At 59.7% G+C, this 26,336-nt stretch carries 16 protein-coding genes and 1 pseudogene; 10 read left to right on the top strand and 7 right to left on the bottom strand.

The window, feature by feature from the left end; translation table 11 throughout:
* The first annotated feature begins 23 nt into the window (after window positions 1–23).
* Together cysW and cysA are read left to right on the top strand one after the other, a co-directional pair.
* Entirely contained in the window at window positions 24–902 is an 879-nt protein-coding gene (gene cysW / locus G5S37_RS23610) for a sulfate ABC transporter permease subunit CysW (protein ID WP_165207298.1), read from the top strand.
* A pseudogene (gene cysA, locus G5S37_RS23605) lies at window positions 899–1,615 on the top strand (sulfate ABC transporter ATP-binding protein); the annotation flags it as partial. The gene cysW and the pseudogene cysA, both read left to right, overlap by 4 nt.
* On the opposite strand, the gene G5S37_RS23600 reads toward cysA, so the two are convergent.
* From G5S37_RS23600 to G5S37_RS23590, 3 genes are read right to left on the bottom strand one after another with little or no spacing between them, the layout of a single operon-like run.
* Window positions 1,611–2,111: a hypothetical protein gene (locus G5S37_RS23600; protein ID WP_165207294.1), complete on the bottom strand. Its 501-nt coding sequence runs from the start codon at window positions 2,109–2,111 to the stop codon at window positions 1,611–1,613. The pseudogene cysA and the gene G5S37_RS23600 sit on opposite strands and share 5 nt — an antisense overlap.
* 59 nt (window positions 2,112–2,170) lie before the next feature.
* Window positions 2,171–2,899, bottom strand: coding sequence for a DUF1003 domain-containing protein (locus G5S37_RS23595; RefSeq protein WP_165207292.1), 729 nt, complete (start codon window positions 2,897–2,899; stop codon window positions 2,171–2,173).
* 52 nt (window positions 2,900–2,951) lie between these two features.
* On the bottom strand, window positions 2,952–4,205 hold the full coding sequence (locus G5S37_RS23590) for a right-handed parallel beta-helix repeat-containing protein (RefSeq protein WP_165207290.1): 1,254 nt from the start codon (window positions 4,203–4,205) through the stop codon (window positions 2,952–2,954).
* Window positions 4,206–4,327: 122 nt separating this feature from the next.
* Here G5S37_RS23590 and G5S37_RS23585 point away from each other — a divergent pair, with 122 nt between their 5' ends.
* From G5S37_RS23585 to G5S37_RS23570, 4 genes are all read left to right on the top strand, one after another.
* Entirely contained in the window at window positions 4,328–5,167 is an 840-nt protein-coding gene (locus G5S37_RS23585) for a sugar phosphate isomerase/epimerase family protein (protein WP_165207288.1), read from the top strand.
* A gap of 218 nt (window positions 5,168–5,385) precedes the next feature.
* Window positions 5,386–6,213 carry a trypsin-like peptidase domain-containing protein gene (locus G5S37_RS23580; RefSeq protein WP_240914700.1) on the top strand — a complete coding sequence of 276 codons (828 nt, stop codon included), beginning with the start codon at window positions 5,386–5,388 and terminating at the stop codon, window positions 6,211–6,213.
* 5 nt (window positions 6,214–6,218) lie between these two features.
* Entirely contained in the window at window positions 6,219–8,111 is a 1,893-nt protein-coding gene (locus G5S37_RS23575; protein WP_165207286.1) for a hypothetical protein, read from the top strand.
* A gap of 30 nt (window positions 8,112–8,141) precedes the next feature.
* Entirely contained in the window at window positions 8,142–10,490 is a 2,349-nt protein-coding gene (locus G5S37_RS23570; protein ID WP_165207284.1) for a VCBS repeat-containing protein, read from the top strand.
* 127 nt (window positions 10,491–10,617) lie between these two features.
* Here G5S37_RS23570 and G5S37_RS23565 read toward each other — a convergent pair whose 3' ends face one another.
* From G5S37_RS23565 to G5S37_RS23550, 4 genes are all read right to left on the bottom strand, one after another.
* Complete coding sequence (locus G5S37_RS23565; protein WP_165207282.1) at window positions 10,618–12,078, bottom strand: DUF1501 domain-containing protein; 1,461 nt, start codon at window positions 12,076–12,078, stop codon at window positions 10,618–10,620.
* 33 nt (window positions 12,079–12,111) lie between these two features.
* Window positions 12,112–15,453, bottom strand: a complete 3,342-nt coding sequence (locus tag G5S37_RS23560) for a DUF1553 domain-containing protein (protein WP_165207280.1) — start codon at window positions 15,451–15,453, stop codon at window positions 12,112–12,114.
* Window positions 15,454–15,675: 222 nt separating this feature from the next.
* On the bottom strand, window positions 15,676–16,320 hold the full coding sequence (locus tag G5S37_RS23555; protein ID WP_165207278.1) for a response regulator transcription factor: 645 nt from the start codon (window positions 16,318–16,320) through the stop codon (window positions 15,676–15,678).
* Between the two features lie 4 nt (window positions 16,321–16,324).
* Window positions 16,325–18,331: an ATP-binding protein gene (locus G5S37_RS23550; protein WP_165207276.1), complete on the bottom strand. Its 2,007-nt coding sequence runs from the start codon at window positions 18,329–18,331 to the stop codon at window positions 16,325–16,327.
* Window positions 18,332–18,424: 93 nt separating this feature from the next.
* Here G5S37_RS23550 and G5S37_RS23545 point away from each other — a divergent pair, with 93 nt between their 5' ends.
* The 4 genes from G5S37_RS23545 (at window position 18,425) to G5S37_RS23530 (ending at window position 26,334) form a co-directional block, all read left to right on the top strand.
* Complete coding sequence (locus G5S37_RS23545; protein WP_165207274.1) at window positions 18,425–19,453, top strand: metallophosphoesterase; 1,029 nt, start codon at window positions 18,425–18,427, stop codon at window positions 19,451–19,453.
* Between the two features lie 70 nt (window positions 19,454–19,523).
* Entirely contained in the window at window positions 19,524–22,469 is a 2,946-nt protein-coding gene (locus G5S37_RS23540) for a PVC-type heme-binding CxxCH protein (RefSeq protein WP_165207272.1), read from the top strand.
* A gap of 168 nt (window positions 22,470–22,637) precedes the next feature.
* On the top strand, window positions 22,638–24,104 hold the full coding sequence (locus G5S37_RS23535; RefSeq protein ID WP_240914699.1) for a cation:proton antiporter: 1,467 nt from the start codon (window positions 22,638–22,640) through the stop codon (window positions 24,102–24,104).
* 61 nt (window positions 24,105–24,165) lie between these two features.
* The gene (locus G5S37_RS23530) at window positions 24,166–26,334 is read left to right on the top strand and encodes an acetylxylan esterase (RefSeq protein WP_165207270.1); all 2,169 of its coding nucleotides are present in this window, start codon (window positions 24,166–24,168) and stop codon (window positions 26,332–26,334) included.
* The last annotated feature ends 2 nt before the right edge of the window (window positions 26,335–26,336 follow it).

The following is a 26,336-nucleotide window of genomic DNA, read 5'->3' as shown; positions in this document are numbered from 1 at the left end:
CTTCCAGCTGAAAACTTTGTTCCATGGGTGCTATCGCTGACCTTCCCGTTCGTTCTGCAAGACGCCGCGCGCCATCACCGGTGCTGCGCGCCACGGCTGAGCCGTGGTTCCTTCGCTGGACCGTCATCCTCCTGGTGGTCGCCTTCATGGGCGCCATGTTCCTGCTGCCCCTGTGGGTGGTGTTTCAGGAGGCTTTCCGCAAGGGATGGGCGGCTTATCTCAAGGCGTTTGATGACCGCGCCGCTTCGCATGCGATCTGGCTCACCTTGAAAGTGGCTGCCATCGCGGTGCCGCTGAATACCATCTTTGGCATTGCCGCTGCGTGGTGCGTGGCGCACTTCCGCTTCAAGGGGAAACGCTTCCTTGGCACACTCATCGAGCTTCCCCTGTGGGTGTCGCCGGTGATTTCCGGGTTGATCTTCATCCTGCTCTTTGGTGCCCAGGGCTTGTTTGGTCCTTCGCTGCGTGAGCACGGCATCAAGATCATCTTTGCCCTGCCCGGCATCGTGCTGAGCACCATCTTCGTGACCTTCCCCTTCGTCGCTCGAGTGTTGACTCCGCAGATGGAGTCCCAGGGACACAAGGAGGAGGAGGCTGCCATGACCCTTGGCGCCAATGGCTGGCAGATGTTCTGGCGTGTCACGCTCCCGAAGATCAAGTGGGGCCTGCTGTACGGCATCATCCTCTGCAATGCGCGCAGCATGGGTGAGTTCGGCGCGGTCTCCGTGGTGTCCGGCCACATTCGCAATCAGACGAACACGCTGCCCCTCCACGTCGAGGTACTCTACAACGAGTACCAGATGGTCCCCGCCTTTGCCTGCGCCTCGCTTCTCGCCCTGCTGGCGCTTGTCACACTCCTTTTGAAAACCTTCACGAACCGTAAAGCCACTGCCACCACATGAGCATTCAAGTCAATCACATCCGCAAAACCTTCGGACGCTACAATGCCCTGAAGGACGTCTCGCTCGAGGTGGAGACTGGTGAGTTGGTGGCTTTGCTTGGCCCCAGCGGTTCTGGAAAGACCACCTTGCTGCGCATCATCGCGGGCCTCGAGTTTGCCGACGAAGGTTCTGGCGGCATTCGCTTCCAGGGCGACGACGTCACCTGGCGCACGGCCTATGAGCGCCGCGCCGGTTTTGTGTTCCAGCACTACGCGCTCTTCAACCACATGACGGTCGAGCAGAACATCGCGTTTGGCCTGAAGGTCATGAAGCGCTCAGAGCGGCCTTCGCGATCCGACATCAAGGAAACTGTGAAGGAATTGCTGGAGCGTATCCAGATGCCGGAACTGGGCCGCCGCTACCCTGCCCAGCTCTCGGGTGGCCAGCGTCAGCGTGTGGCGCTGGCACGTGCCCTCGCCGTCAACCCTCGCGTGCTTCTGTTGGACGAACCCTTCGGTGCGCTTGATGCGAAGGTGCGCAAGGAGTTGCGTCGCTGGCTGCGCAAGTTTCACGACGAGACCAAGCTCACCAGCCTTTTCGTCACCCATGATCAGGATGAAGCCTTTGAACTCGCGGATCGCGTCGTGGTGCTGAACGAAGGCGAGATTCAGCAGATCGGCACGCCGAACAGCCTGCGTGACAAGCCGGCGAATGAATTCGTGGCGGACTTCATTGAGATATAATCGCGGGTGGCCGGCGGCGTAGCGATCGCAGGCAGAACAGGCTGCCTTTGTAGATAAATATCACGAACGCCGGACCCCAAAAGAAAAACAGAAAATAAGCGGATACCTTGGGCCAAATCGGCTGGGGCGGTGGCAAGTTCTTGAAGTATTCCTCCGTCGTCATGGCGGAAACTTGTGGGCGGATCTTATCCGCCTTAAAGGCGTGCCAGGCGTCTCCATGTTCCATGAAGCCGTCGTGCATGACAAAGCCGGTGAATACCAACGACGAAGCGAGTATGAAGGCGACAATCACCGCCCACTCTGTGGCGACCAGATCCTTCCACCAGGTGATCGTGAGCGGGATTCCCGCCAGAAGCAGGATGAGATAGAGCCACAAGATCATGCCATCTCCGTGGGCGATATTTCGCCAGGTGATGTAGGCAACCGCTGCCAGGGAGGCGATTCCCACCAGCAGGGAGAGGCAGGCAAGCAGGTGCCGGAGCTTCATGGTGCTATATGCCAATCGTAGTGACTGTGCTCCGTCTTTCAAGGGCAAGACGTGCGCGGTTAGGTTCCCTTCTCCCCACGATTTTCACGGCGCCCTGCCGCCTCCCGCATGAGGTCGAGCTGGATTTGCTGAATTTCCAGGAGCTTCGCCGAATGCTGATGCAGCAGGAAGTCCATCTTCTCGTGCAAGTGCCGGATCTCCAACTCCGCTTTCAGGTTCACCTTGTAGTCGTTCTCAGCACGCAGGCGATCTCGGGCTTCCTGACGATTCTGGCTCATCATGATCACCGGCGCCTGGAAGGCAGCAATGCAGGAGAGGATGAGATTCAGCAGGATGAAAGGATAGGGATCGAAGGGTCGCGCGGCGAGCACAAGGACATTCACGGCGATCCACAGCAAAAGAAATCCGCCGAAGGTGAGGATGAAGGCCCAGCTTCCACCGAAAGTCGCAATGCCATCTGCCATGCGCTGGCCAAAGGTGGTCGACGCAGCGTCCACATCCGCCGGTCTCTGGCTCAGCAGTTCGTGCTGGTGCAGGCTTTTCAACACACTCTCGTCCAGATGAGTGAGCTCTCCGAGCTGGCTCGCGAGTAAAGCACGCACATGATCCAGACGGGCATCATTGATCACCGAGGTCGAGACGAGCGAGGCTGGCGAAAGGTCAGGATGCCTGCTCAGCAGTTCCTGTCCTATCTGGGGCCGTACCGCTCCCAGCGGAACAAGCTGGTGCAGCGGCACCGTCTTTCCCGTGATGGCACAGACGCCTGTCTTCTGACTGTGCGTGCTCATGTGAGGCACTGTGCGTGGCGGAGCAGAACCGCGCAAGCAGTGAATCTTAACCTCACGGCGTGGTTGGCCGCGGCTTTGGTTTCCCGTCGGGTCCGTAAGTCACCTCGGCCGCCAGCTTCTCCAGCCAGGCCAGGCGTTTCTTCTCCGGCACTTCGGCCACGCGCGTGATGGGCTCTATCTTGGGATAGCCGCCGACTTCCTCCTGGCTGTCGATGACGCGAGCGGTGCCGCCGAAGGCCTGTTCCACAATGCGGCGGTCGATATAATCACGCTCCGCGGGTCTCGCTCCCGCGAAGCGCGTGACCTGCCAGATGGCCGCCGTGGTGCCGGTGGGTTTCAGACCCTCCGGCCAGACGGGTGGCTGCTCCAGGGTAGGGAAGGGCGCACGGAGCAAGTCCAGCGGCTGGCCGAACCAATCGTAGCCCTCGTTGTCCTTGAAGTAGCCATCCGCCGTGCCCTCGAAGATGGCCCGGGCGCTGCGCTTCGATTTCTCTCCGAAGAAGACCACATTTCCCACCACGGCGATTTTGGCTTTGGGAAGGTTCGCCGTCTCCGCCGCGGGTACGGAGGCGTGGATAGCGCGCTGGCCCGGATTGGCGATGACGTTGTTCACCACCACGCCGGAGGTATCCAGCTTGAAGACGGGATTGCGCTCCACGTTGCTGGAGTAGAGGTTGCCCACGATGGCCACGTTCTTCGTGCCATCAAGCACCAGCGTGCCTTTCGAGTGCGGTCCCTCGTCATGCGTGGCGTCGTTGAGGCTTTCCGCGATGATGCAGTTGCGAATGAAGATGCGCTGGGCGGGCTCACCCGTGGGCGATTTGTAGGTGCTGGCGGAGATGCCTTCATCCAGGCTCCAGGTGACGGAGCAGTGATCGATCCACACCTCCGCGGGCCCTCCACTGGTGGTGATGCCGTCCGGTTGCCAGCCGCTCTTCTTCGGCTGTCCGGCATCACCGGGACGCACATGCAGATGCTGCACCACCACTTGATTGGCCTCGATACTCAGCCCGCCCTTAATCAACGTGATGCCTGGTGCTGGAGCCGTCTGCCCGGCAATGTATGTCTGAGGCTCCTTGATCTCGATGCTTTTCATCTCGAGGTCGATCACACCGGCGATATCGAACACGATGATCTTCGGGCCTGGCACCTTGATAGAATCGCGCAGTGTCCCTTTGCCCCGGGAGGCGAGTGAGGTGACATGAATCACCTGCGCTGCATCGAGATCGATGCCGACCTCCGGCACCAGGGCATCCTGCCATTTCCAAGGAACAGCCTGGCCGTGGAGCACTGCCGAAAACGACATGGCGCACAAAAGGAGGAGCGGGAGCGACAATCTCATAGGGCAAAGGGCAAAACGTCACCTTTGAGCGCACATATCATCTTTCCCCGGCAAAGGATTCCGAATGTTCCCCCGTTGGAGATCGCATGACACGCCGCTCCCTTCTCACTACTGCTGCTTCCGCCGCCGCAGCCCTGGCCTTGCCGGTTCAGGGTCAGACTGCCCCCTTCAAGGGCAAGATACGCAAGTGCCTGAAGTGGGGCATGGTGAAGGACCAGTCCCTGCCGTTGCCGGAGACTTTTCGCAAACTGAAGGCCTGTGGTTATGATGGTGTGGAGCCCAGCTTCAAGCATGTGAAGGACGCCGATGCCTGGCTGGCCGCGAGCAAGGATAGTGGATTGGTGATCGATTGCGTCGTTGGCGCTGGCGAACCAGATCTCAATGCGGTGATCGATCTCGCGAAGAAACTGGGCGGCGACAGCGTGCTCGTCACCACGGGATATGACCAGAAAAAGACCTGGTGGGATAATTGGAAGGAATCCCAGGCGAAGATCAAGGCCGCCGGACCGCATGGTGAGAAGCAGGGCATCAAGGTCCTCATTGAAAATGTCTGGGCCAGCTTCCTCATCAGCCCGCTGGATATGCAGCGCTATGTGGAGGAGATTAACCATCCCTTCGTGGGCGTGCACTATGACGTGGGTAATGTGATGCGCTGGGGTGTTGCCGAGCACTGGATTCAAGTGATTGGCAAGCACATCGGAAAGCTCGACATCAAGGAGTACGACCTCAGCGTGGCCATGAAAGAAGGCATGGGGGCCGGATTCAAGAAGCCGATTGGCGAAGGCAGCATCAACTGGCCGGCGGTGCGGGACGAGCTTCAGAAGATCAATTACACCGGCTGGGCCGCCGCTGAGGTGGCTGGCGGGGACTGGGACTACCTCACCGATGTGGCGCGTCGGATGGACAAGGTGCTCGGGATTGTGTGAGCACCCGGCAAAAATAAGTGGTGCTGCCAGCGGGCCCCGCTAACATCCTGCCCGTCATGCGTCAGGTATTGCTTAGCCTTGCACTTGTGGCGCTCAGTGCAGCGCCCGGATCAGCCGTCACTCCGGCCAGCGTCAGGCTAAAGAATGGTGCAGAGGTCAAGGGTGAACTCCTGAAAGAGCGAGCGGACGCGCTGGTCCTGGATCTTGGCTTCACCATTTTGACAATCCCTCGCAATGAAGTCGCCGAAGTAAAGCAGGACGAACAGGCCACAGAGGCCAAGCCGGCGGATGCGAACCGCCAGCGTTCCGAGGACATCTTTTATACCGAGGTGGACCGCAGCGCCATGGCGGTGGAGGAGAACGTGAAGAGGGTGTCTGAGGGCGTGGTGCAAATCCAGACGGCTACGGGCCTGGGATCTGGATTCGTCATCAACTCGCTCGGCCACGTGGTGACGAACCAGCACGTCATCGCCGGGGAGCAGGAGATTCGGGTGGTGGTGTACCGGCAAAAACCCACCGGCATTGAAAAGGAAACCTATTCCAAGGTGAAGATTGTCGCCATGAACGGCTTCCTCGACTTGGCACTATTGCAAATCGATGACGAGGCCGCAAAGGACATCCCACACGTCGTGCTGGGGGAATCGGACACCATTGCCCAGGGGGAGCATGTGTTCGCCATCGGCAGTCCGCTGGGACTGGAGCGCACCGTCTCACAAGGGATCGTGAGTGTCCGTGCGCGGGAGAGCGCGGGCCGCTGGTACATCCAGACCACCACGCAGATCAATCCGGGGAATTCCGGTGGGCCGCTTTTCAACGCGAAGGGGGAAGTGGTGGGGGTCACGAACATGAAGCTGGCTGCCACCGGTATTGAAGGCGTGGGATTCGCCATTCCCGCCAGCCTGATGAAGCTTTTCTTGAAGAACCGCGAGGCTTTCGCCTTCGACGCACGCAATCCCAATCACGGCTTCCGATACCTGCCGCCAGTCTCCTCGGAGAAGCCCAAGGCGGAAGCCACCAGCGAGACCTCTCCAAAGAATCAACCCTAAGATCCATGCGACTTTCATTTCTACACAACTTCCGCCAGGCCCTGCTGGCCGGTGCCTTCCTTGCAGCCAGCACCGCTGCGCAGGCCGCGAGCAAGATTGAGGACTTGGTGAAGCTCCTTCCCGAGAGCGCCGTGGTCATCATCGGCCTCAAGGACACCCAGGAACTGGTAAAGGACTGGGACAGCAGTGATGCAGGCCGCTTCATGGAAGACGAGGCCGTGAAACGCTGGATGGCCCCCCTGTACAAGGACGGTGAGTCGTCATGGGACAAGTTCTTCAACAAGAAGACCGGCACCACCTTCCGTGAGGCGTTGACCATCTATCCCGGCGCCTCTGCCGCTGGATTCGTCGTGGAGAATGTCGAGGATTTTGATTCTGAGGAAACACGCCACGTGTCCGTCAGCGACATCAAGGGCAAGGAAACGGAATTTGCCGCAGCCAAGGCCAAGCAACTCGATGCCTATAAGGGTGATGAGTATCCCGATGCCGTCCTCAAGACCAAAGAGATTGATGGTGTCGAGGTCAGCTACATTTCAGAGGACAAGGAGGAGGACGCTTGGTGGATTGAGGCCTGGGCCGTGGTGGATGGTCTGGTCATTGAGGCATCCGATGAGGATCTCGTGACCGAGATGATCTCCCGTGTCAAAGCCGCACAGGGGCAAAATCCTGCCGCAGCCCACTTTGCCAGGCTGGCCGAGCTTCGCGGCGCGACCGCAGACATCACCGTTTATGGGCACCTCGATTCCGTCTTCGATATGGCCAAGACACACTTTGATGAGCTGGCGAAAGAAAAGCCTTCCCCTCTGATGCCGCAGCATGTCTATGATGCGCTGGGTCTCAAAGAACTCCACGCCACCGCTGCTTGCATCGACCTGAATGATAAGCAGGCTCGTGGTGAACTGGTCCTGTTCCATGATGAAAAACCGCAGGGTCTGTTCCCTGCCTTGATCCGTGGTACGAGCACCGAGGTGCCGCAGCCGGCCTTCTTCCCTGCGGACGTGGACTCTGGCACCGTGACCCGCACCAGCCCGGGCGAGATCTATGACTCCATCTTGAAGGCGGTCAACAAGCTGGGGCCCATGGCCCTCATGGCCACTGGTCAGATTGGTGCCCTCGAAAAGGAGGCAGGCATCAGCATTCGCAATGACCTCCTCGGCAGCATGGACGACTTGTACCTGGAGATCTCAAAGACGACCCCGACCGCCGCTGGCGCGCTTCCCACGCCGAATCAGGTGACTGCCTTCAAGCTGAAGAATCCCGCGCGATTCCAGTCTTCGTTCGACGCTTTGTGGAAGCTCGTCGGAAATGGCTTCGGTGCCTTTGAGGAGAGCGACTACGAGGGACACAAAATCTTCGTCATGAAGCCTGCTTTCAGTGGTCAGCAGGGGAGTGGCGAGCAGGGCTTCAAATTCGCCTATACCGTCACGGACGAATATGTCTTCCTGGCGCAGGGCGCACCGGACTTGCTGCACAAGGTGCTGGGCCGGCTGAAGAACAGCCCCGCAGGCACCAGCCTGTGGGACCAACCCCAATCCCAGGCGGCGCTCGCCGCCCTGCCCGGCGGATTCACCGCTCTGGGGGTGAGCAACAGCAGCGCCATCCTGCGCACCGTGCTCACCACCATGGCCGGCGCCCAGGCAATGGTGCCCCATGGCAATGCTGCCGCGAAGTCAGAGAAGAAAGGACCGAAGGGACCCAAGTCCAAGCCAGACGCCACGGATGCGAAGGAAGAAGGGGGTGAGGATTCTGAAGATGCGGATGAAGGCTTCTTCGACCCCGCTGCCTCGCCACCGGATGAGGTTTTTGATCGTTACTTCGGCGTCGGTGCTTCCGCAGTGTACTCCCATCCGGATGCGACCCAGATCATCTATATCTCCCAGCCGGCGGAGAAGAAATAGAACCGCATGTCTGCAGCGAGCGCTACGCGCATGATCGACTTCTCTTTCTCCGGTGCTCCGGCAGGACGTCTGGTGTCCTGCCGGCGAGCAATCCTCTTAACGATCGGTGGATTGATCGTGGCTTCGTCGCCGGCGTCCGAGCCTGCGCTACCCACGGTGCGCTTCACCGGACCGGAAGTGGTGAAGCTCGACTGGAATACGCGCTGCCCACGCGTCGCGGACTTTGACGGAGATGGTCTCCAAGACCTGGCCGTGCTGAACCTCGACCGGTCACGCGTGGAATTTCTCCTGCAAACCAAGGAAGGCGTGAAGGAGGCTGCCGCCGCACCGAGTTCACGACGGGACATCTGGAATCCAGTGCTCGAAGTTTCGCGTTTCCGGAAGGAGGCGCTGGTCACCGGAGAGTCCATGTACGCTCTGGTCGTGGGTGACTGGAATGGCGACGGTCGCGCGGATGTGGCATACACCACGGATGGGAAACGCCTTGTGCTGCGTACCCAGGGCAAGGACGTCGCTGACTGGACACAGAAGAAGGAATTCATCCTCGACTCCGTCGCGTACGATGCGGACTCGCTGCTGGCGGTGGATCTGAACGGGGACAAACGCACGGACCTCGCCCTGCTCACCAAGACGAGGCTGGTGGTGTGCCTGCAAGGCGAGAAGGGTACCTGGCAGGAACCGCGGAACTATGCGCTTACCCAGGAAGGTTGTGCGGGTCTGCGGGCGGCGGATGTGAATGGTGATGGGCGCGCGGATCTCTTCTGCACTTCGGAAGAAGCGGATGCCTTACTCGTGAGGCTGCAGTCCAGGGATGGCGGATTCGGTGAAGAGTGGAGGCTCGAGATTCCCGCGGGAGAGAGCTGGGTGAGCCCGGTGCACTTGGGCAAGGAGATCGCGCTGGGCTGGTTGCAGGCTGGCACGGGTCTGGTGGAAATCGCCCGATTGGCCGCCGCCACCGTGGCGGATGCGGATCGCGCGGCTTCCGTGCGCCACGCCATACCGCCCTCGGATTCGAAGGCCGGTGCTGCCGTGTTCGGTGACATCACCGGAGATGGTCTGGATGATGCGATCCTTGCCGAGCCAAAAAGAGCCCGCGTGTGGCTTTTCGCCGGTATGGCGGATGGCGGATTTGATGAAGGAAAGGAATATCCCTCGCTCAGCGGTGTCGAGTCCATGAGCCTCGCCGATGTGGACGGTGATGGGAAAACCGAATTGGTGATTCTCAGCCCTGCTGAGAAGAACATTGCCATCGCGCGCTGGGACGCCGAGAAAGGTCGACTTTCCTACCCGGACACGGTTTACGAAAGCGAAGATGCCCTTTCGGCCATGACGACGGGCCGCCTTGCTGATGGGAAGGAAAACGTGGTGCTCTGCGCACGCGAGTCCAAGCCAAAGAATACTCTGGTGAGCCTCTCCTGGAACGCGAAGGACAAGAAGCTGACGCCATCCACACTGGAGATCCCGGGACTTCTCGCAAAGCCGGGAGCTCTGCGCATCCTGGATGCGGATCAGGATGGGCGGGGTGATGTGGCTGTCTTCGCGACACTGGCCAACACGCAGATTCATTTGAGTCGCGCGGATGCCAAGGCGCCCTTCAAGAAGGTGGAGGGACTGCCGGACAATCTGACCAGCCGTCTGCAACCCGTGGCACTCTCCCAAGCGGACATTGATGGCGATGGAAAGCTGGAGCTCATCGCTGCTAAGGAGCAACTGGCCCGTGCTATCAAGATTGATGCTTCAGGCAGGGCGAAGGTCGTGGAGCAATTTAATGCGCCCGACTCCAGTGCACAACTCTCTTGTGCCGTCATGCTGCCGGTGAAGTCAGGGGGCGGGAAGAGAGTGTTGCTCTTCGACAACGCCTCCCGCCAGCTTCACGAACTCGCCAGCGATGCCGATGGTGTCTACCGTGTGAAGCGCTCACGCAAGATTCACGCATCCACGTTGGAGGATGTTCGGGTGTTGGGCAAAGACGGTGAACTTCGTCTTCTCCTTCTGGGCAAGCAGACGTTTGACGTGCTGCCGCTCGAAGGGCGTACGCTCAAGCTGGAAAGCATCGCCAGCTTCACCACTGAACTGAAGGATACCAAGCCCGCGGATTTGGTGGCTGCAAAGTTCACCGGAGGTGAGGCGGATGACCTCATGCTGCTGGATACGCAGCAGAGCCGCGTGGCGGAGTTTTTCCGCTCGAAGGACGCCGAACGTCATGACTGGCAGAGCTTCCTGTTCTTCCGCATCTTCCAGGCGGATCCGCACTATCGTGGCAAGACCGGGTTCGATGCGGAACCGCATGACTACATCGCCACGGACTTGAACGGAGACGGTCGGGCAGACCTTTGCCTGCTCGTGCATGATCGCCTGCTGCTGTACGTGCAGGAGTAGCTTCACAAAGTAGAAGGCTTCTCCAGAAGCCTTTGAACGTCCTTACGACATTCAATGCTCCCCGATGGAGACACAACCATGAAAGGCTTCTGGAGAAGCCCTCTACGTTGAGCTGCCCTCTCATGATCTACGCCAGCACGGGTTTGATCACATGCCCGTGCACATCCGTGAGCCGGCGCTCGATGCCATTGTGGTAATAGCTCAGCCGTTCATGATCGAGCCCGAGAAGGTGTAGCATGGTGGCGTGCAGGTCATAGATGCTCGTCACGTCCTGCACGGCCTGGTAGCCAAAATCATCCGTGGCGCCGTGGCTGTGTGCCTTCTTCACACCTGCGCCGGCAAGCCATACGGTGAAGCCCTTCGGATTGTGATCACGTCCATTGGCGCCTTTCTGGAAGGTGGGCATGCGGCCGAATTCCGTGACGAAAGCCACCAGCGTGTCCTGCATGAGCCCTCGCGCTTTCAGGTCACGCAGTAGGGCGGCACACGGTTGGTCGAGAATCTGTGCATGTCCGGGATATTGTGCGGCGATGCTCTTGTGCCCGTCCCAGTTGCCGACGCCTTCGCCCATGGCGTAGCTGCCGTGGAAGAGTTGCACAAAGCGCACGCCTCGCTCTAACAAGCGGCGTGCGAGGATGCAGTTTTTGGCGAAGCCTGCCTTGTTTGCATTGGTGTCGCTGGCTCCGTAAAGGTCGAGTGTCGCTTTGCTTTCTCCGCGGAAGTCACCCAGCTCCGCAGCAGCAAGTTGCATGCGTGCCGCGAGTTCGTAGCTGGCCACGCGCGCAGAGAGCTCCGAGTCACCCGGATGCTGCGCGAGGTTCTCCGCATTGAGCCGCTTCAGGAAGTCGCGTGTCGCCTTCTCAGAAGATGCGGTGATGGTCGCCGGCGGCGCGAGGTTGGGAATCGGTTTGTCCGCATTGAACGCGGTGCCTTGGAACACTGCAGGCAGGAATCCATTGGCCCACTGGCGCTGTCCAATCTGCGGACCACCACGAGGATCCGGGATCGCGACAAACGCTGGCATGTCTGAGCATTCGCTGCCGAGAGCGTAGCTGGTCCATGCGCCCATGCTGGGAAATCCATCCAGCGTGAATCCCGTGCTCATCTGGCTCTCGGCGGGACCATGCGTGTTGCTCTTGCCTGTCATGGAGTGGATGAAGCACATGTCATCCGCGTGTTCTGCAATGTTCGGCAGCAGGTCGCTGATCATCTTGCCGCTCTGGCCACGCGGCTTGAAGTCCCAGAGGGGTTTGATGAGATTGCCCTGCTCGCCTTGGAAGGTCACGAGCTTCCCACTGCCGGGCATGGGTGTGTCATGCCGTTTCACCAGTTCCGGCTTGTAGTCGAAGGTGTCCACATGGCTCAGCGCCCCCGTGCAGAAGATGACCAACACCCGGCGGGCCTTGGGGGCGAAATGCGGCTGCCGCGGTGCGTATGGACGCGAAGGCTCAATCAACGGGCGGATAGGCGGGGCAGAGGCAAGCAGTCCATCCCGCGAGAGCAGTGACGTCAGTGCGATGCTGCTGAGCCCGTGAAACGTCGAGCCAAGAAAGCGACGGCGATCGAGGAGGTGGCGATGGTGATTCATGTGCGTGTGCCTGTTCTTGCTCGTGCTCTTCTCCTACCGGATTTGCAGAAACTCATTCGCGTTGTACAGCGCGCGGCACAGGGCAGGAAGGCCATGCTCCTTAACCAGCGCCAGGGAAGCTGTTGTCTCGTCAGCACTGGGAGCACGTCCGAAGGCCAGCGTGAAAGCACGTGTAACTTCAGCCTTGGCACCGAGGCCTGCCTCACGCTGCACTCGTGAGGCAAACAACTCGGCCTGCTGCACGGCGAACTTGCTGTTCAGCAGGCTCAGTGCCTGCAAGGGCGTGGTGCTCATGGTGCGAGCTGGTGTCGCCTGACCGGCATCGGGGCAGTCGAAGGCGCCGAAGATGTTGTCCAGCTCCACGCGCGGCTTGTTCTGGTACACCATGCGGCGGAATTCCGCCGGGCCGTATTCTGTTTTGGTGGTATACACCTTCACATAGTTGGTGTTCGGCTCGAAAAGGTCGAAACCGGGGCCACCCATCTTCAAATCTAGCGAACCACTCACCGCGAGAATCGCATCACGCAACGGCTCTGCTTCGATGCGCCGCGGAGGGAAGCGCCAGAGAAGGCGCGAACCGGCATCCACCTTCATAGCGGCCTCATGGGTGGTGCTGGCCTGTCGATAGGTCGCGCTGGTGAGAATGAGACGGTGGAGGTGTTTCAGGCTCCAACCGTTGTCCACCAATTCACTGGCCAGCCAGTCAAGCAGCGCCGGATGGGTGGGTTTGCCGCCGTTCACTCCAAAGTCACTGGGTGTATCCACAATGCCGGTGCCGAAGTGATAGTGCCAGAGACGATTGGCAATGACCCTCGCTGTGAGTGGATGCGTACGATTTACCATCCATTCCGCGAGAGTGAGTCGCCGCTGCTGCTCCGTCATGTCTGCAGCGAATACCGTCTTCGGCCCGAGTGACGCCAGGGCGTTCGGTGTCACTACCTCGCGAGGCTGAGTTACATCGCCGCGCTGATACCGGTGTATCTCTACTGGCGGTGCAAACTTCCCTGCATATGCCATGGGCATGGTGGTTACTGCCGTGATGTCCTTGTTGAGCTTCGTGCGATTGCCCTGCAGTGCTTTGAATTGTCTTGCCTCTGACACTGGCAGTCCATCCGCCCGGGCAATGGTCGCGATGCCGAGTTTGGTCGTCCTATCGAGGCGGTCCCGGTCGCTGGCAACTCGCTGCCACTGGATGCCATCCAGCGAAACCTCGACAGTATACTTCGTGGGCAGCCGGTCGTTGTAGCGCGGCACATCATTTCGATCGCGGCTCCACACCACACGGTCAATGGTCTCTGCTTGGGGGAACTCAATCTGTACCCAGCCTTTACCGGCCTCGTCCGAAATCCAACTATGGTCATTGCCATAGAGCCCGTCATTGATGTGCGAGAGTTGGTGAATGGCATAGCCCGGCAGCGTGCTCGACGCGGCGGCCTTTCCACCCAGTGAAGCAAGCGCGACGTTCCTCGGTTTGTCCCCGGCGGTGAAAACCTCCAGCTCATCGATGCACGGTTGCAGCTGTGTGGTGTCCTCGATGCTGAAGCGGGCAAACTTCGCTTTCACCGGGGAGAACCGCTCCGTATTCGCACTCCGTTTCACAGGCACCCGAACGCGTGGTGAACCTAGCTTCGCAGCGGACGGAGACGCACTCTCGTTGTCCTCCTGCAGGACGAGTACGTCTGCTGTGGGATAGCCTTCGCTCCCTCCCACGCGCAGAATCAGCACAGACGAGTTGGTGAATTCGTGCACACCGAGATCCTTGAACCCGCTCCAGAGTTTGCGATTGGGCATGCTGCCTGAGCCGTCTGCGAACTTGCGATGGTCCGCCCGACCAATCTCTTCCTGATCGTTCGTGGTGGCGGGGTCACCGTCGCGGTCCATCACATAGCGCGCGTCTTCATCATGCGACTTGTAGCCGCTGCCCCAGGAAACCCAGACGCGGAACCTGCCTTCAGTCTTCGGCTTCCATAGGAACACGTCACCCTTTGCATTTTCATGCAGCCAGACCCAGTAGCCATCGCCGAGAGTGGGCAGATCGCTTTCGGTTCCGGTGTAGGATTTCTCACCACGGGAATCGCCATCTTCATAGAGCGTGCGTTTGGAGTTGGCGGTTCGCAGCTTCACCGTGTGTTCCTTGTCCTCCGGATGGATTACCAGGGTCTTTGCCGTGGTGGCCACAGGCTCGAAGCGCGCCAGTTGAGCTTCGACCGCTTCGAGCTGGTCGCCCAGTTTCTTGGCCTTCGCCATGCGTTCATCGTAGTCCGCCGGCTTGAGCGAGCGCTCCCCGTGACGCACGCCGGAAAACACGGCCGCCATGGCATGGTAGTCGGTATGGGAAATGGGGTCGAACTTGTGCGTGTGGCACCGCGCGCAGTTCAGAGTGAGCCCCAGGAAAGCTGCACCCGTGGCGCTCACCATGTCATTGAGCTCATCCGCGCGCTGTTGTGCCGTGAGCACCGGGTCGGGACTCTTCACCGTGTCCACCGATCCACCCACAAGGAAGCCTGTGGCTTCATCTTGCCCAGTAGCGTCTCCAGCGAGTTGGTCCTTTATGAATTGATCATAGGGGCGGTCCTCGTTTAGCGCACGAATCACATAGTCACGGTAGGGCCAAGCGTTCGCGCGCGGGGTGTTCTTTTCAAATCCGTCGCTTTCTGCAAACCGCACCACGTCCAGCCAGTGCCGTGCCCAGCGCTCACCGTAGTGGGGGGAAGCCAGCAGGTCGTCTGCCAGCTGTCGCACGGCGAGATTGGCATCCTTATTGTAAGCCACCTCAAAGGCGTCCATCTGCTCCGGCGAGGGCGGCAGGCCAATCACATCAAAGTACATGCGCCGCACTAATGTCCGCGCATCTGTCGGTGGTGACATGGCGAGTCCCTTCTCATCCAGTTTCTGGAGGATGAACGCATCCACCGCGTTCTGTCTGCCTTCGGACTTCTGCTTCGCGACCGGCACCACGGGTCTTTTCACCGGCTGAAATGCCCAGTGCGTTTTCAACGGATCGTTCAGGGCCACTCCGTCATCTGGCCACACTGCGCCTGCGTCGATCCATTGCCTCAGCGTTTGCAGTTCCACAGCGGACAGCCGCTCGCCCTTCGGCGGCATGAGCAAGTCTTCGTCCGCGCCACTGGTGAACTTGACCAGGGCACTATCCTTGCTGTTCCCCGCGATGATGGGACTGCCATGTTCCTCACCGCCCTTGAAAGCAGCGGCCTTGATGTCGAGCCGCAGGCCGCCCTTTTGTTTGCTCTCCCCATGGCAGGAGAAGCAGTGATTTTTTAAGATGGGGTGCACATCACGCGAGAAATCCACTTCTGCGGGACAGGCCGTGGCAGCCAGTAGCAGGAGAAACGCGGGAGTCAGGATTGGTCGCATGGATGCCTGAGAATACGGCATTCCCGGCGGGTCTTCCCTCACGAGAGATCGTGAGGCTGCAATGTAGAAGGCTTCTCCAGAAGCCTTGTGCCGCGTCGCAATCCCCCTGCAGTAACTACCTCTGAAAGGTATGGATCGGAAGATGTGATTTTGTCGGGCGTGCGAGTTGCGCCGCAGGCATGAAAGGCTTCTGGAGAAGCCTTCTACGTTGGGCTACGAGCCTCAGATAAGTCCCTCTTTCAGCGCCTTGGCCACCGCTCCGGTGCGGGTATTCACCTCCAGCTTCTTGTAGACGCCACGGAGGTAGGTATCCACGGTGTGCAGGCTCAGGCCCAGACGGTCGGCAATCTCCTTGCGGATGTACCCCTGGACCATGAGCTCGAGGGTGTCCTTCTCGCGGGCGCTCAGGCCGTAGTCCCCCTGCTTCGGCGCGAACTGGGAGAAGAGCTTCAGCATGCAGTGGGCGATGCGCGGTGTCATCGGCACCCCACCTGTGAGGGAGAGTTGGATGCCCTGCACCAACTCCTCCACGGCCGCGCTTTTCAAAAGATATCCCTGTGCGCCATTGCAGATGGCTTCGGTGATCTTGGCTTCCTCTTCGAAGACGGTGAGAATGAGCACGCGGCAGTCAGGTGCGAGATCCCGGATGCGGGGGATGCGATCCAGCCCGCTGCCATCCGGCAGTCCTACGTCGAGCAGGATGACCTCCGGCACTGCGAATCCTCCTTCCAGCTCCTGCAGCAATGCCTTGCCGGTGGAGAATTGTTTCTCACAAGTCATGTCCTCGCGCGCACTCAGGGCGCGGGCCACAGCACCACGATAGGTCGCGTTGTCTTCGGCAATCCAGATGCGGGCGCGCGTGCTCATGAGGTCATTCCTGCGGGACGCTCATCGTGACAGTCGTTCCCTTTCCCGCAAGGGATTCGATCTTGCAGGAGCCTCCGATACGGCGTGCTCGTTCCCGCAGATTGCCGAGTCCGAATCCATCACTGGAAACAGATGCCGGTTCAAACCCACGACCATTATCTGCGATGACAACCTCGAAGGCTCTGCCGGCTAATCTCAGCCCGATGGTCACTTCGGTGGCATGGCTGTGTTTCACGATGTTTTGCAGGGCCTCCTTGCACATCAAATACAGCTCCCGGCGCGACTCCAGGCTGAGTGAACCCTGCCACGCATCCGCGGCTGGCTCGAAGGTAAGACGCATCCCCTTCAACATGCGCTCCGCGAGCGTACGCAGACCATTCACCATGTCACCTGGTGCTCCCGGCTGGATCATCCACACGAGATCATGCATGGATCCGGAGGTCTCCTGCGCCACACGTTGGATCTCCTCCAGCAGCGAAGCCCGCCCGGCATCATCTGCCTTTTCCGCTTCACGGCTCAACAGGGCGATGCCAGCAAGGTTGCTGCCCACCTCATCATGCAGATCCCGCGCGATGCGCTCGCGAAGCTGCCGGAGATCGCGTCGGCGCCGCAGGCTGTTGCGGATGAGAAAAGCGGTGGGCAGCACCAGTGCCAATGAACCGAGGCAGATACCCGCGGTCCAGGCCCAGTCCCGCCATTGAAGCAAGCGAGTGGCGCGTTCTACCTCTAATGCGGCCAACTCACGTTCGAGAGCGGTGCTGCGTTCCAGTTGCGCCAGCCATTCCGGGAGTGGCAGGATGGGGTTCTCACTCGCATCGCCATCCACTAGGTTCGCATTGGCCCAGGGCTTGTCCGGATACACGCTGGTGGTGCGTGGTGGTTTGCCGAGCGCTACGTTTTGTCCACCGGAATATACCTGCACTTCGGAAATGGCGACTGCGTGATCGGTGAAACGCTCCCACTGCTTGGTCGTGGTGATACGCACATACCTGCCTTCTGTGCCATTGGCTGGCATGACGACTGGGTTCATACCGGGATTGGGGAAGTCCGCATCCGTGAAGTCCACCACCAGATGTGGTTGCAAGAACGAGGGTTCGAGAGCGCTTTCCACCTTGAAGCGCACGGGAAAGCCAAAGCCCACCCAGTGTGGAAACCCTGCCCAGCGCATGGGAAAGAGGCGCACATCCTCCAGCGGATATGGTTTTCCCAGATCAAGGGTGATCTCTACTGGAGTGGTTCCATCAGGGTAGGCGATGCTGTGCCATCCCTTGCGCTCGGTGGAAGTGGCGCTGACCGGCGGGCCGAGGATGCTTTCGCTGTCCGTGAGGTTCGCGAGCGACCAGACGGGTGGAGCTTCACGCGAGGTCGGCGCGGACACTGGGCGGCCTGCGGCGAGATTGCGATCGTTCCGCAACACCATGATTTCTGCCAGTACCAGTGAGGGCCAGGTGATCTGTCCGTTCTTATTACGCCGCCCCGCGGGCACGGTGGAAGTGAGGCGCAGGTATCTCCCCTTCGCCCCATCAACACGCAAAATCACCGGCACCTTGCCTGGATTGGGGAAGTCCTCATTCGTGTGATCATCGATTGTCTGCGACGTTTTGAAGTTGATGTCGTCCGATACGTCGACCCTGAACCTCCACGGGAAACCATACCCTTCGATGCCGCCCTGTTCCTTCGGAAGCACCACCGGAACGATCACCACCGTGTCGAAGGTCTCGCTGGCAGACAGGTCAATCTGCACCCAGAGCTGCTCCGGCGTCCCCTGGAGGATGCGGCTGTGGTAGCCCAGCCGCTCACCGGTCTGCTCGACGGGAATGCGGGCCAGCGCGCCGAGGTCCCGCTGCACGCCCTGAATGCGCATCTCCATCTGCTGAAGCGTGCCGTCCAATGTACGGGCTGTGCGGCTCAGCAGGTCATCGTCCGCCTTCATCCACGCTGGCATGAGCGCCAGCAGGCAAATGAGAGTGCGGAAATGGTGGCTGGTGCCCATGAAAACGTCGTTGCTCATACGGAGCCGAGTAGCGGAATCCTTGCAAGGGCGTGCTTGCCCGGAAGAATACAAGTGTGGCAAGGTTCGGCTGGTACGTGCGTTTCCTACTTCATGAAGACAGCCCCCTCTTCCCCCGCCAGATGGTCGCGTCGCCGTCTGCTGAAGACCGTATTTTGTTCCAGCGCTGCGTTGGGTCTCAACTTGCGTCCAGACGGCCTCTCCGCCGCGGAGACCACCGCGGACGATCAGCATTGGTTTGCCCTGGGTGACTTCGGCAGCATGGAGCCCGCGCAATCCGCGGTGGCGGACGGGATGAAGGCCTATGTGGGAAAGCTCGCAGTGAAGCCTCAAGGGCTTCTTCTCCTGGGGGATAACTTCTACAAGAAAATGGACGGCGGCCTGAAGTCGGGGCGATGGAAGACGGGCTTCGAGGAGATGTATCCGAAAAGCGTTTTCGACTGCCCCTGCCCGGCCATCCTGGGTAACCACGACTACCATGACAATGACGGCGGTGAACTCGTGCAGGTGGAGTACAGCAAGAAACCTGGTACCCGCTGGACCATGCCGAGCAAGTGGCACCGCCAGGACATGGGGGTAGCCAACGGCAAGCCGCTCGTCACCTTCCTCTGCCTCGATACGAACTTCCGCGCCGTCAGCGGTGGCAAGACCAAGGACGGCAAGATCAAAAACTCGCTCATCGAGTCGGAGGAGAATGAACAGCTCTTCTGGCTGAAGGAGGAGCTCAAAAAGCCTCGCGCGACCTGGACCATCGTCATGGGCCACCATCCGCTGTACAGCAACGGGATTCATGGTGACTCAAAGCCGTTGCAGGCGGCCTTCGGCGAACTTTTGCAGGAGAACGGTGTGCACCTCTACATGTGCGGGCATGATCATGATCTGCAGCATCTGGAATTCGCGGGGAAGAAGACCAGCCACATTCTCTCCGGCGGCGGCGGCGCTCGTGTGCGTGAGCCGAAAATTGACAGCCGTGGGCCTTATTCAAAGGCCATCTACGGATTCAGCCATCTTCAGGTGAATGAGAAGCGTTTCATTTTCCGCCACATCGATGCCAACGGAAAACTGCTGCATGAATTCGAGAAACGCCCCGACTTCAGCTTCAGTGTGACGAAAGTGTCATGACCCGTCACTGTTGAGGCATCGTCAGAAGCCCAGCATTGCAAGGCGCGTGGACACTGGGCGTATCCTTCGCATGTTTCGTCGTGCCTCTCTCCTAGTCACCCTGCTTCATCTCGGAGCGGGGTGCCATCTTTTCGCCGCAGACCTCAAGCCGGATGAAGCCACAACCATTCCTGCGAGCGCCCTGCGGCCCGTGGTGGTGACGGCGGATGCTGCTTCTGTCACCGCCGCAAAAGCACAAGCTCCAAAGGCGTCACTGCCTGACGGTTGGGAGCTGGTCACCGCAGCCGCAGCCCCTCAGGTCACGCATCCCATCATGGGATGCCTCGACGATCGCGGAAGGCTGTTCGTAGGCGATGCCGTGGGGCTGAACTGGAACAAGAAGCAGCTTGAAGCGAATCCGCCAAATCGGGTGTTGATGCTTGAGGATGGCGATCACGATGGGTTCTTTGAGAAGAGCACCGTATTCGCAGACAAGCTAACCTTCCCCCAAGGAGCGGTCTGGCTGAAGGGCAGCCTTTACGTGGCCTCACCTCCAGGGATCTGGAAACTGACCGACAAGGATGGTGATGGTGTGGCGGAGCAGCGCGAGATGATTGTGGGCGGCTTCGAATACACCGGAAATGCTGCGGACGTTCATGGGCCATTCCTGCATCCCAATGGCAGACTCTACTGGTGCCACGGCAGGAAGGGACACAAGGTGGTGCAGAAGGATGGCACTCCTGTGCACGAGGGGCTCGCCAGCGGCATCTGGTCCTGCCAGCCAGATGGCAGTGATGTCCGATGGCATGCGCTGGGGTGTGCGGACAATCCCACCGAGATCGATTTCACGCCTGATGGAGACATCATCGGCACCTGCAACCTCTACTACTCCCAGCCAAGGGGTGATACGCTGATGCACTGGCTGCAGGGTGGCGTGTATGAGCGGGCGGATATGATGAAGGCCATCGAAGGACTGCCGCGCACGCTGGAGCACATGCCTGTGATGCACAACTTCGGGCACGTGGCCGTGAGCGGGTGCATGATGTCGCGCAGTGGCCTGTTCAATCCAAAGACTCCCACGGAGAATCAGGCGGGCTTGTTGAACATGTTCGTCATTCACTTCAACACGCAGCGGCTCGTACGTATGGAGCTCGCACCTCAGGGCGTGACTTATGCGGCTTCTGAGCATGAGTTTCTTCGGCTGCCCGATGCGCCGGATGTGCATTTCACGGATGTGCTGGAGGAGCGTGCAGGGGATCTGCTCGTGCTGAATACAGGTGGATGGTTCCGCATTGGATGTCCCAGCAGTCTCATGGCCAAGCCCGAGGAAAAGGGTGCGGTGTATCGCGTGAAAAGGAAGGATGCCTCCGGAGCACTGGCAACCACGTCCAATCCTGCCAAAAGCTGGAAACAGTCGTGGGAGATCCACAGCGACGCTGAGGCGTTGAAGCAACTCAATGGGAATCAAGATGTCCGTGCGTTGATGCAGGCCTGCAACTGGGCTGCGGAGCACCAGAGCAAGAGCGCCGAGGTGTGCGCTGCCATTCTGGGGTTGCTGAAGTCTCCCGCAAAGCCCGCATTGGAGCATGCCATCATGCACGCCGCTCAGGTGGTGGGCGCGGAGAGTGGTCTTCCGCCTATTGATACAACGAATGATATTCTGAGCAGCCGTGTCCTCCTCATCGCCTCCCAAGGGAAGAAGGAAGCTGATGCCGTCGCAGCTTTGCAAACCGCAGCGAAGCAACTGGAACCCATCAAGAATCCGCATCTCGCTGATGCCGTACGCCGTGCCGCCTGTGCCATGCCGCTTGGTGGTGAGGCAATGCTGCCGGTGATGCAGCAGTGGCTGGACGAGACCCCACCTTCCGAGGCGAAGCTGCAGATAATGGAGGACGTCATCGAAGCACACTTCAAAGCACAACCCATACAAGAGTTGGTGGCGGTGATGCTCGGTGGTTCCCAAGCCCCGGTGCGCCGCGCTGCATGGAATATCCTTTCCCGACAGACAGCCGGCATCACGAATGAAAAGTGGCTTACCCCTCTGGAGAAGAGCCTGGCAGATGCAGGCCCCAGTGATGTGAGCCTTATTATTGAAGCCGCGACCCGCTTGAAGACAGACCGCTTCCAAGTCGCGTTGCTGGGCATGGTCAATGACTCGGCACGCCCGCAGACCATCCGCCTCAAGGCTCTCAGTGCCACCTCGCGCGGAGGCAAGGCATTGAGCCCGGAAGGTTTTGCGCTGCTCACCAAGTTGCTCGGGGACATGACGAATGTGACGGCTCGCATTGAGGCTGCACGCGTGCTCGCCACCGTGGCTCTCACCAAGGAACAACTGCTGCAACTCACCGAAACCATTCCCACACTCGGTCCGCTGGAGTTTCAGGAAATGCTCAAGCTTGTCCGCAAGACCAAGGACGCGGAAACCATCAAGGCGCTCGCTCGCTCGTTTGCACTGTCTCCCGTGATCGGGGCGGTGGAAGAGAGTGCTTTCAAGACTGCCTTCGCAAATTCACTGCCGGAAGCGTACGATCTTGTCGCCCCCGCCATTCAGAGCGCAGCGGCCATGATTGATACGAAGAAGCGGAAACTTGCCACACTGGCGGATCAAGTGCAGACCCGGGGTAGGGCCGACGAGGGAAAGAAGAATTTTGCCATGGGTAAAGGTACCTGCCTCGCGTGTCACAAGGTGGGCGATGTCGGGCGAGCCCTGGGACCGGACCTCACCAAGATCGGGGCCATTCGCACAGAACGTGATCTTTTGGAGAGTATCATGTTCCCCAGCAACACCCTGGCACGCGACTATGAAGCTCACGCCATTGAGACAAGCGATGGTCAGAATTTAATGGGCCTCATCCGCAGTCACACCGCTGAGGGACTGCTACTGGTGGACTTGGCAGGTCAGGAGAAAAGCGTTCCGCACGCGAGCATCGTGGCAAACACCACACTTACCACCAGCCTCATGCCCCTGGGCCTGGATGGCACCATGACAGAGCAGGAGTTGTGTGACCTCGTAGCCTGGTTGCGGTCGTTGAAGTAGGCGCCACTCACCACTGCTGCTTTTGTTACTCATGCCATTACGGCATTAGTAACAGAATAAAATGGTATTTTGGATATCACGGGAAAGGTGTCCATTTGGTCGCAGCGGGTGCATTGTTGTACCCGCGGACTTCATTGGAAACGCAGCCACTCCGACCGCATCACTCCCGTGCACCTGAAGCGTACATCCCTCTTCTACATCATTACGCTCACCGTGGTAGGCGCAGCCATCGTGGCGCTTTTGAAGTTCGGTGCGTCGTTGCCGGTTCCTCAGGGTACGCCTGTGGTTGAGAAAGCGGCGGCTGTGGCTGCAGCACCGGCTGCCCAGGGTGCCACCAGCGCCGTCGACATGTTGCGTGAGAACATCATGACAAACTTCCAGCACCCGCTGGCCCAGTTGTTCGTGCAGCTCATCGTCATCATCTTCGTCTCACGCATTGCGGGGAAGCTCTTCCAACTCATGGGCCAGCCCTCTGTCGTGGGTGAGATGGCGGCAGGGATTTTATTGGGGCCGTCCTTGTTTGGCCTGCTGGCGCCGGATGCGTTTGCGTTTGTTTTTCCGGCTTCATCCCTCGGCGCGCTCAAGTTGCTCAGCCAGGTGGGCGTTTGCTTGTTCATGTTCGCCGTGGGCATGGAGCTGGACATGCGCCATGTGCGGAGCAAGGCGCAGACCGCTGTGGTGGTCAGTCACGCGAGCATTGTCTTCCCGTATTTCCTCGGCGTGGTGCTGGCCTACTTCCTCTACAGCCATTTGGCGGCGCCGGGTGCCAGCTTCATGGCGTTCGCGTTGTTCATGGGGATCTCCATGAGCATCACGGCGTTCCCGGTGCTGGCCCGCATCCTTCAGGAACGGCGAATGACAAAGAGCTACCTTGGCAGCACTGCCATCACCTGTGCTGCGGTGGACGATGTCAGCGCGTGGAGCATTCTTGCCTTCGTGGTGGCGATTGCACGTTCGACCAGCCTTGCCGGTGCCGCACTGAATCTCGTCCTGGTGGCCGTCTTCATCGCCATCATGATTTTGGTAGTGCGCAAAGGGTTGCCGAAGTGGATTGGCGAAAAGCGCCTGGCGGATGAAGAGCCTTCGAGTGGTGTGCTCGCCACCGTCGTGTGTGTGGTGGTCACCGCTGCGCTTTGCACGGAGGTGATCGGCATTCACGCGCTGTTCGGTTCCTTCATGGCGGGCGCTATCATGCCGGAAGTGCACAACTTCAGACACAAGATCGCTCTGCGCGTGGAGAAGTTCAGCACGGTGCTCCTGCTGCCGCTGTTCTTCGCCTTCACCGGCCTGCGCACCCAGATCGGACTGCTCAATGATCTGAGTGGATGGCTGGTCTGCGCGCTCATCATTGCCGTCGCCACGCTGGGCAAGCTCGGTGGCAGTGCCTTTGCCGCCCGTTTCACCGGCATGGGTTGGCGGGATTCGCTCCAGCTCGGCGCGCTCATGAATACGCGCGGTCTCATGGAACTCATCGCGCTGAACATCGGGTATGACCTCGGCATTCTGTCGCCACGCATCTTCACCATGCTCGTCATCATGGCGCTCGTCACCACCATGCTCACCGGCCCGCTGCTCACGCTGTTTGGCAAGAAGCAGCAGGCGCCGGACGGCGCTTCTCTCAGGACCACCTCTTAATAGTAGGAGAAGCCGGCACATCTCGCCGCAAGATCCCCTCCTGTAGACGCGATTCGATTGAATGCGCATCCGTCTACTCGTGCTTGCTGCGGCTCTGTTGGGCCTGCCTCTCTCCGGGCTTCACGCCCAGTTTGACACCGAGCAGGGGAATCCCCAGCTCGATGCCTTGCGTGGCACCTTCAAAACAGAAGTCGGCCGCCTGGAGGGGCAGCTCGCTCGCGAGATCAAAACCAAAGAGGATTGGCTCGCGAAGAAGGACGAGTACCGGCGGCAGCTCGCCGAAATGCTCGGGCTTGACCCCATGCCGCCGCGAACGGATTTGAAAGCCACCAAGACGGGAGAGTTCGAGCACGAGGGCGTCATTGTGGAAAATCTCCACTTTCAGTCCATGCCCGGCCTTTACGTCACGGCGAATCTCTACCGTCCGAAGCAGGCGGAGAAGCCCCTGCCCACCGTGCTCTACGTCTGCGGCCACTCCAGCAAGATGAAGGATGGTATCAGCTACGGAAACAAAACCGGGTATGAACACCACGGTGTGTGGTATGCGAAACACGGCTTCGTGTGTTTGATCATCGACACCGTGCAACTCGGAGAAATCCGCGGCGAGCATCACGGCACCTACAGCAAGGGACGCTGGTGGTGGATGTCCCGCGGGTATACTCCTGCAGGCGTCGAAGCTTGGGCAGGCATCCGCGCGCTGGATTATCTGGAAACGCGTCCCGAAGTGGACAAGACACGCTTCGGCGTCACGGGCCGCAGCGGAGGTGGCGCCTACTCGTGGTGGATTGCCGCATTGGATGAGCGCATCAAGGCCGCCGCGCCGACTGCGGGCATCACCACCCTGCGCAATCACGTGGTGGATGGCTGCGTGGAGGGCCACTGCGACTGCATGTTCATGGTGAATACTTACCAGTGGGACTATGAAAAAGTCGCCGCGCTCGTCGCGCCCCGCCCACTGTGCATTGTGAACACGGATAAGGATCGCATCTTCCCCGTCGAGGGTGTGTTCAACATTTATCAAAGCGTGCGCCGCATCTACAAGCTGCTTGATGCGGAGAAGAACATCGGTCTGCAGTTCGCGGAAGGACCGCACATGGACACCCAGCCGCTCAACGTGGGCGAGTTTCACTGGATGATGCGGTTCCTGCAGGGCGCCGAACTGATGAGCACCATCGATGCTCCTGCCGTGAAGGGCATCCCCATGGAGAAGCTGCGGGTCTTCACGGAGTTGCCCAAGGATGAACGCAACACGAAGATTGATGAGAGCTTCGTTCCCAAGGCTGCTGAAGCAAAAGTGCCTGAATATCCCCAGGACTGGACCGGTACGAGAGATGCCTGGATGAAGGCGCTGAAGGAGAAGTGCTTCGCAGGACAGGCGGGCTCTGGCGGTGAGATCGCCAAGTCAGTACTCCCGGCAAAACAGGACTCGCTCGCTGCGGATGGCATTTCAATGGAGCGTTTTCAGATCGCCGTGCCAGATGGCATCCCGCTGGATCTCTATGTGCTGCGCCGTGCAGACCTGAAACCGCAGGACCTTGAACTCGTGGTGCTCAATGTGCTGGATGAAAAAGGCTGGCAGGATTTTGCCAATACCTTTGCCAGGGCATTTCCTGCGCAGTTCACGAAGGACATCGCCGTGGAGGCGGATGCCAAGGGACTCGATCAGGAGAAGAAGATGTTTCAGAACTTCAAGTGGGGCATGGCATATGTGTGTCCGCGCGGTATCGGGCCCAGCGCGTGGGACAAGCCGGTGAAAGCCGGCGATGCCAAGGCCAAAGCGGCGGCAGAGAAGGCCAGCGGCCAGCGCCTGCGCCGCTTCTACCTTCTTGGTCAGACACTCGACGGTCAGCAGATGTGGGACATCCGCCATGCCATCCGGGGGCTGCGCGCGGTAGATGGACTCGATAAAACCAAACTGTGGGTTCAGGCCAGCCGCATGCAGGCGGGAAATGCGGTGTACGCCAGCTTGTACGAAGATGGCATTACCCGGCTGGATCTGCATGAGGTCCCGCACTCGCACGTTGAAGGTCCCATCTATCTGAATGTGCTCAAGTACCTTGATCTTCCCCAAGCTGTCGCCATGGCCAGCGAGCGCACTCGCGTCATTGTCTATGATGATGACAAGGAAGCTTGGGCTTATCCCCAGCAGGTGAGTGACAAGCTGGAGTGGGGGAAGGAGAAGAAGGCTGGCTTCTCACGCCGCGACGTGCCCAAGATGGCAGCGGAGTAGGG

Source organism: Roseimicrobium sp. ORNL1 (genome assembly GCF_011044495.1).
In the GTDB taxonomy this organism is placed as follows: Bacteria; Verrucomicrobiota; Verrucomicrobiia; order Verrucomicrobiales; family Verrucomicrobiaceae; genus Roseimicrobium.
The sequence above is the reverse complement of the archived record's forward strand: the minus strand, read 5'-3'. Positions and strand labels throughout refer to the sequence as shown.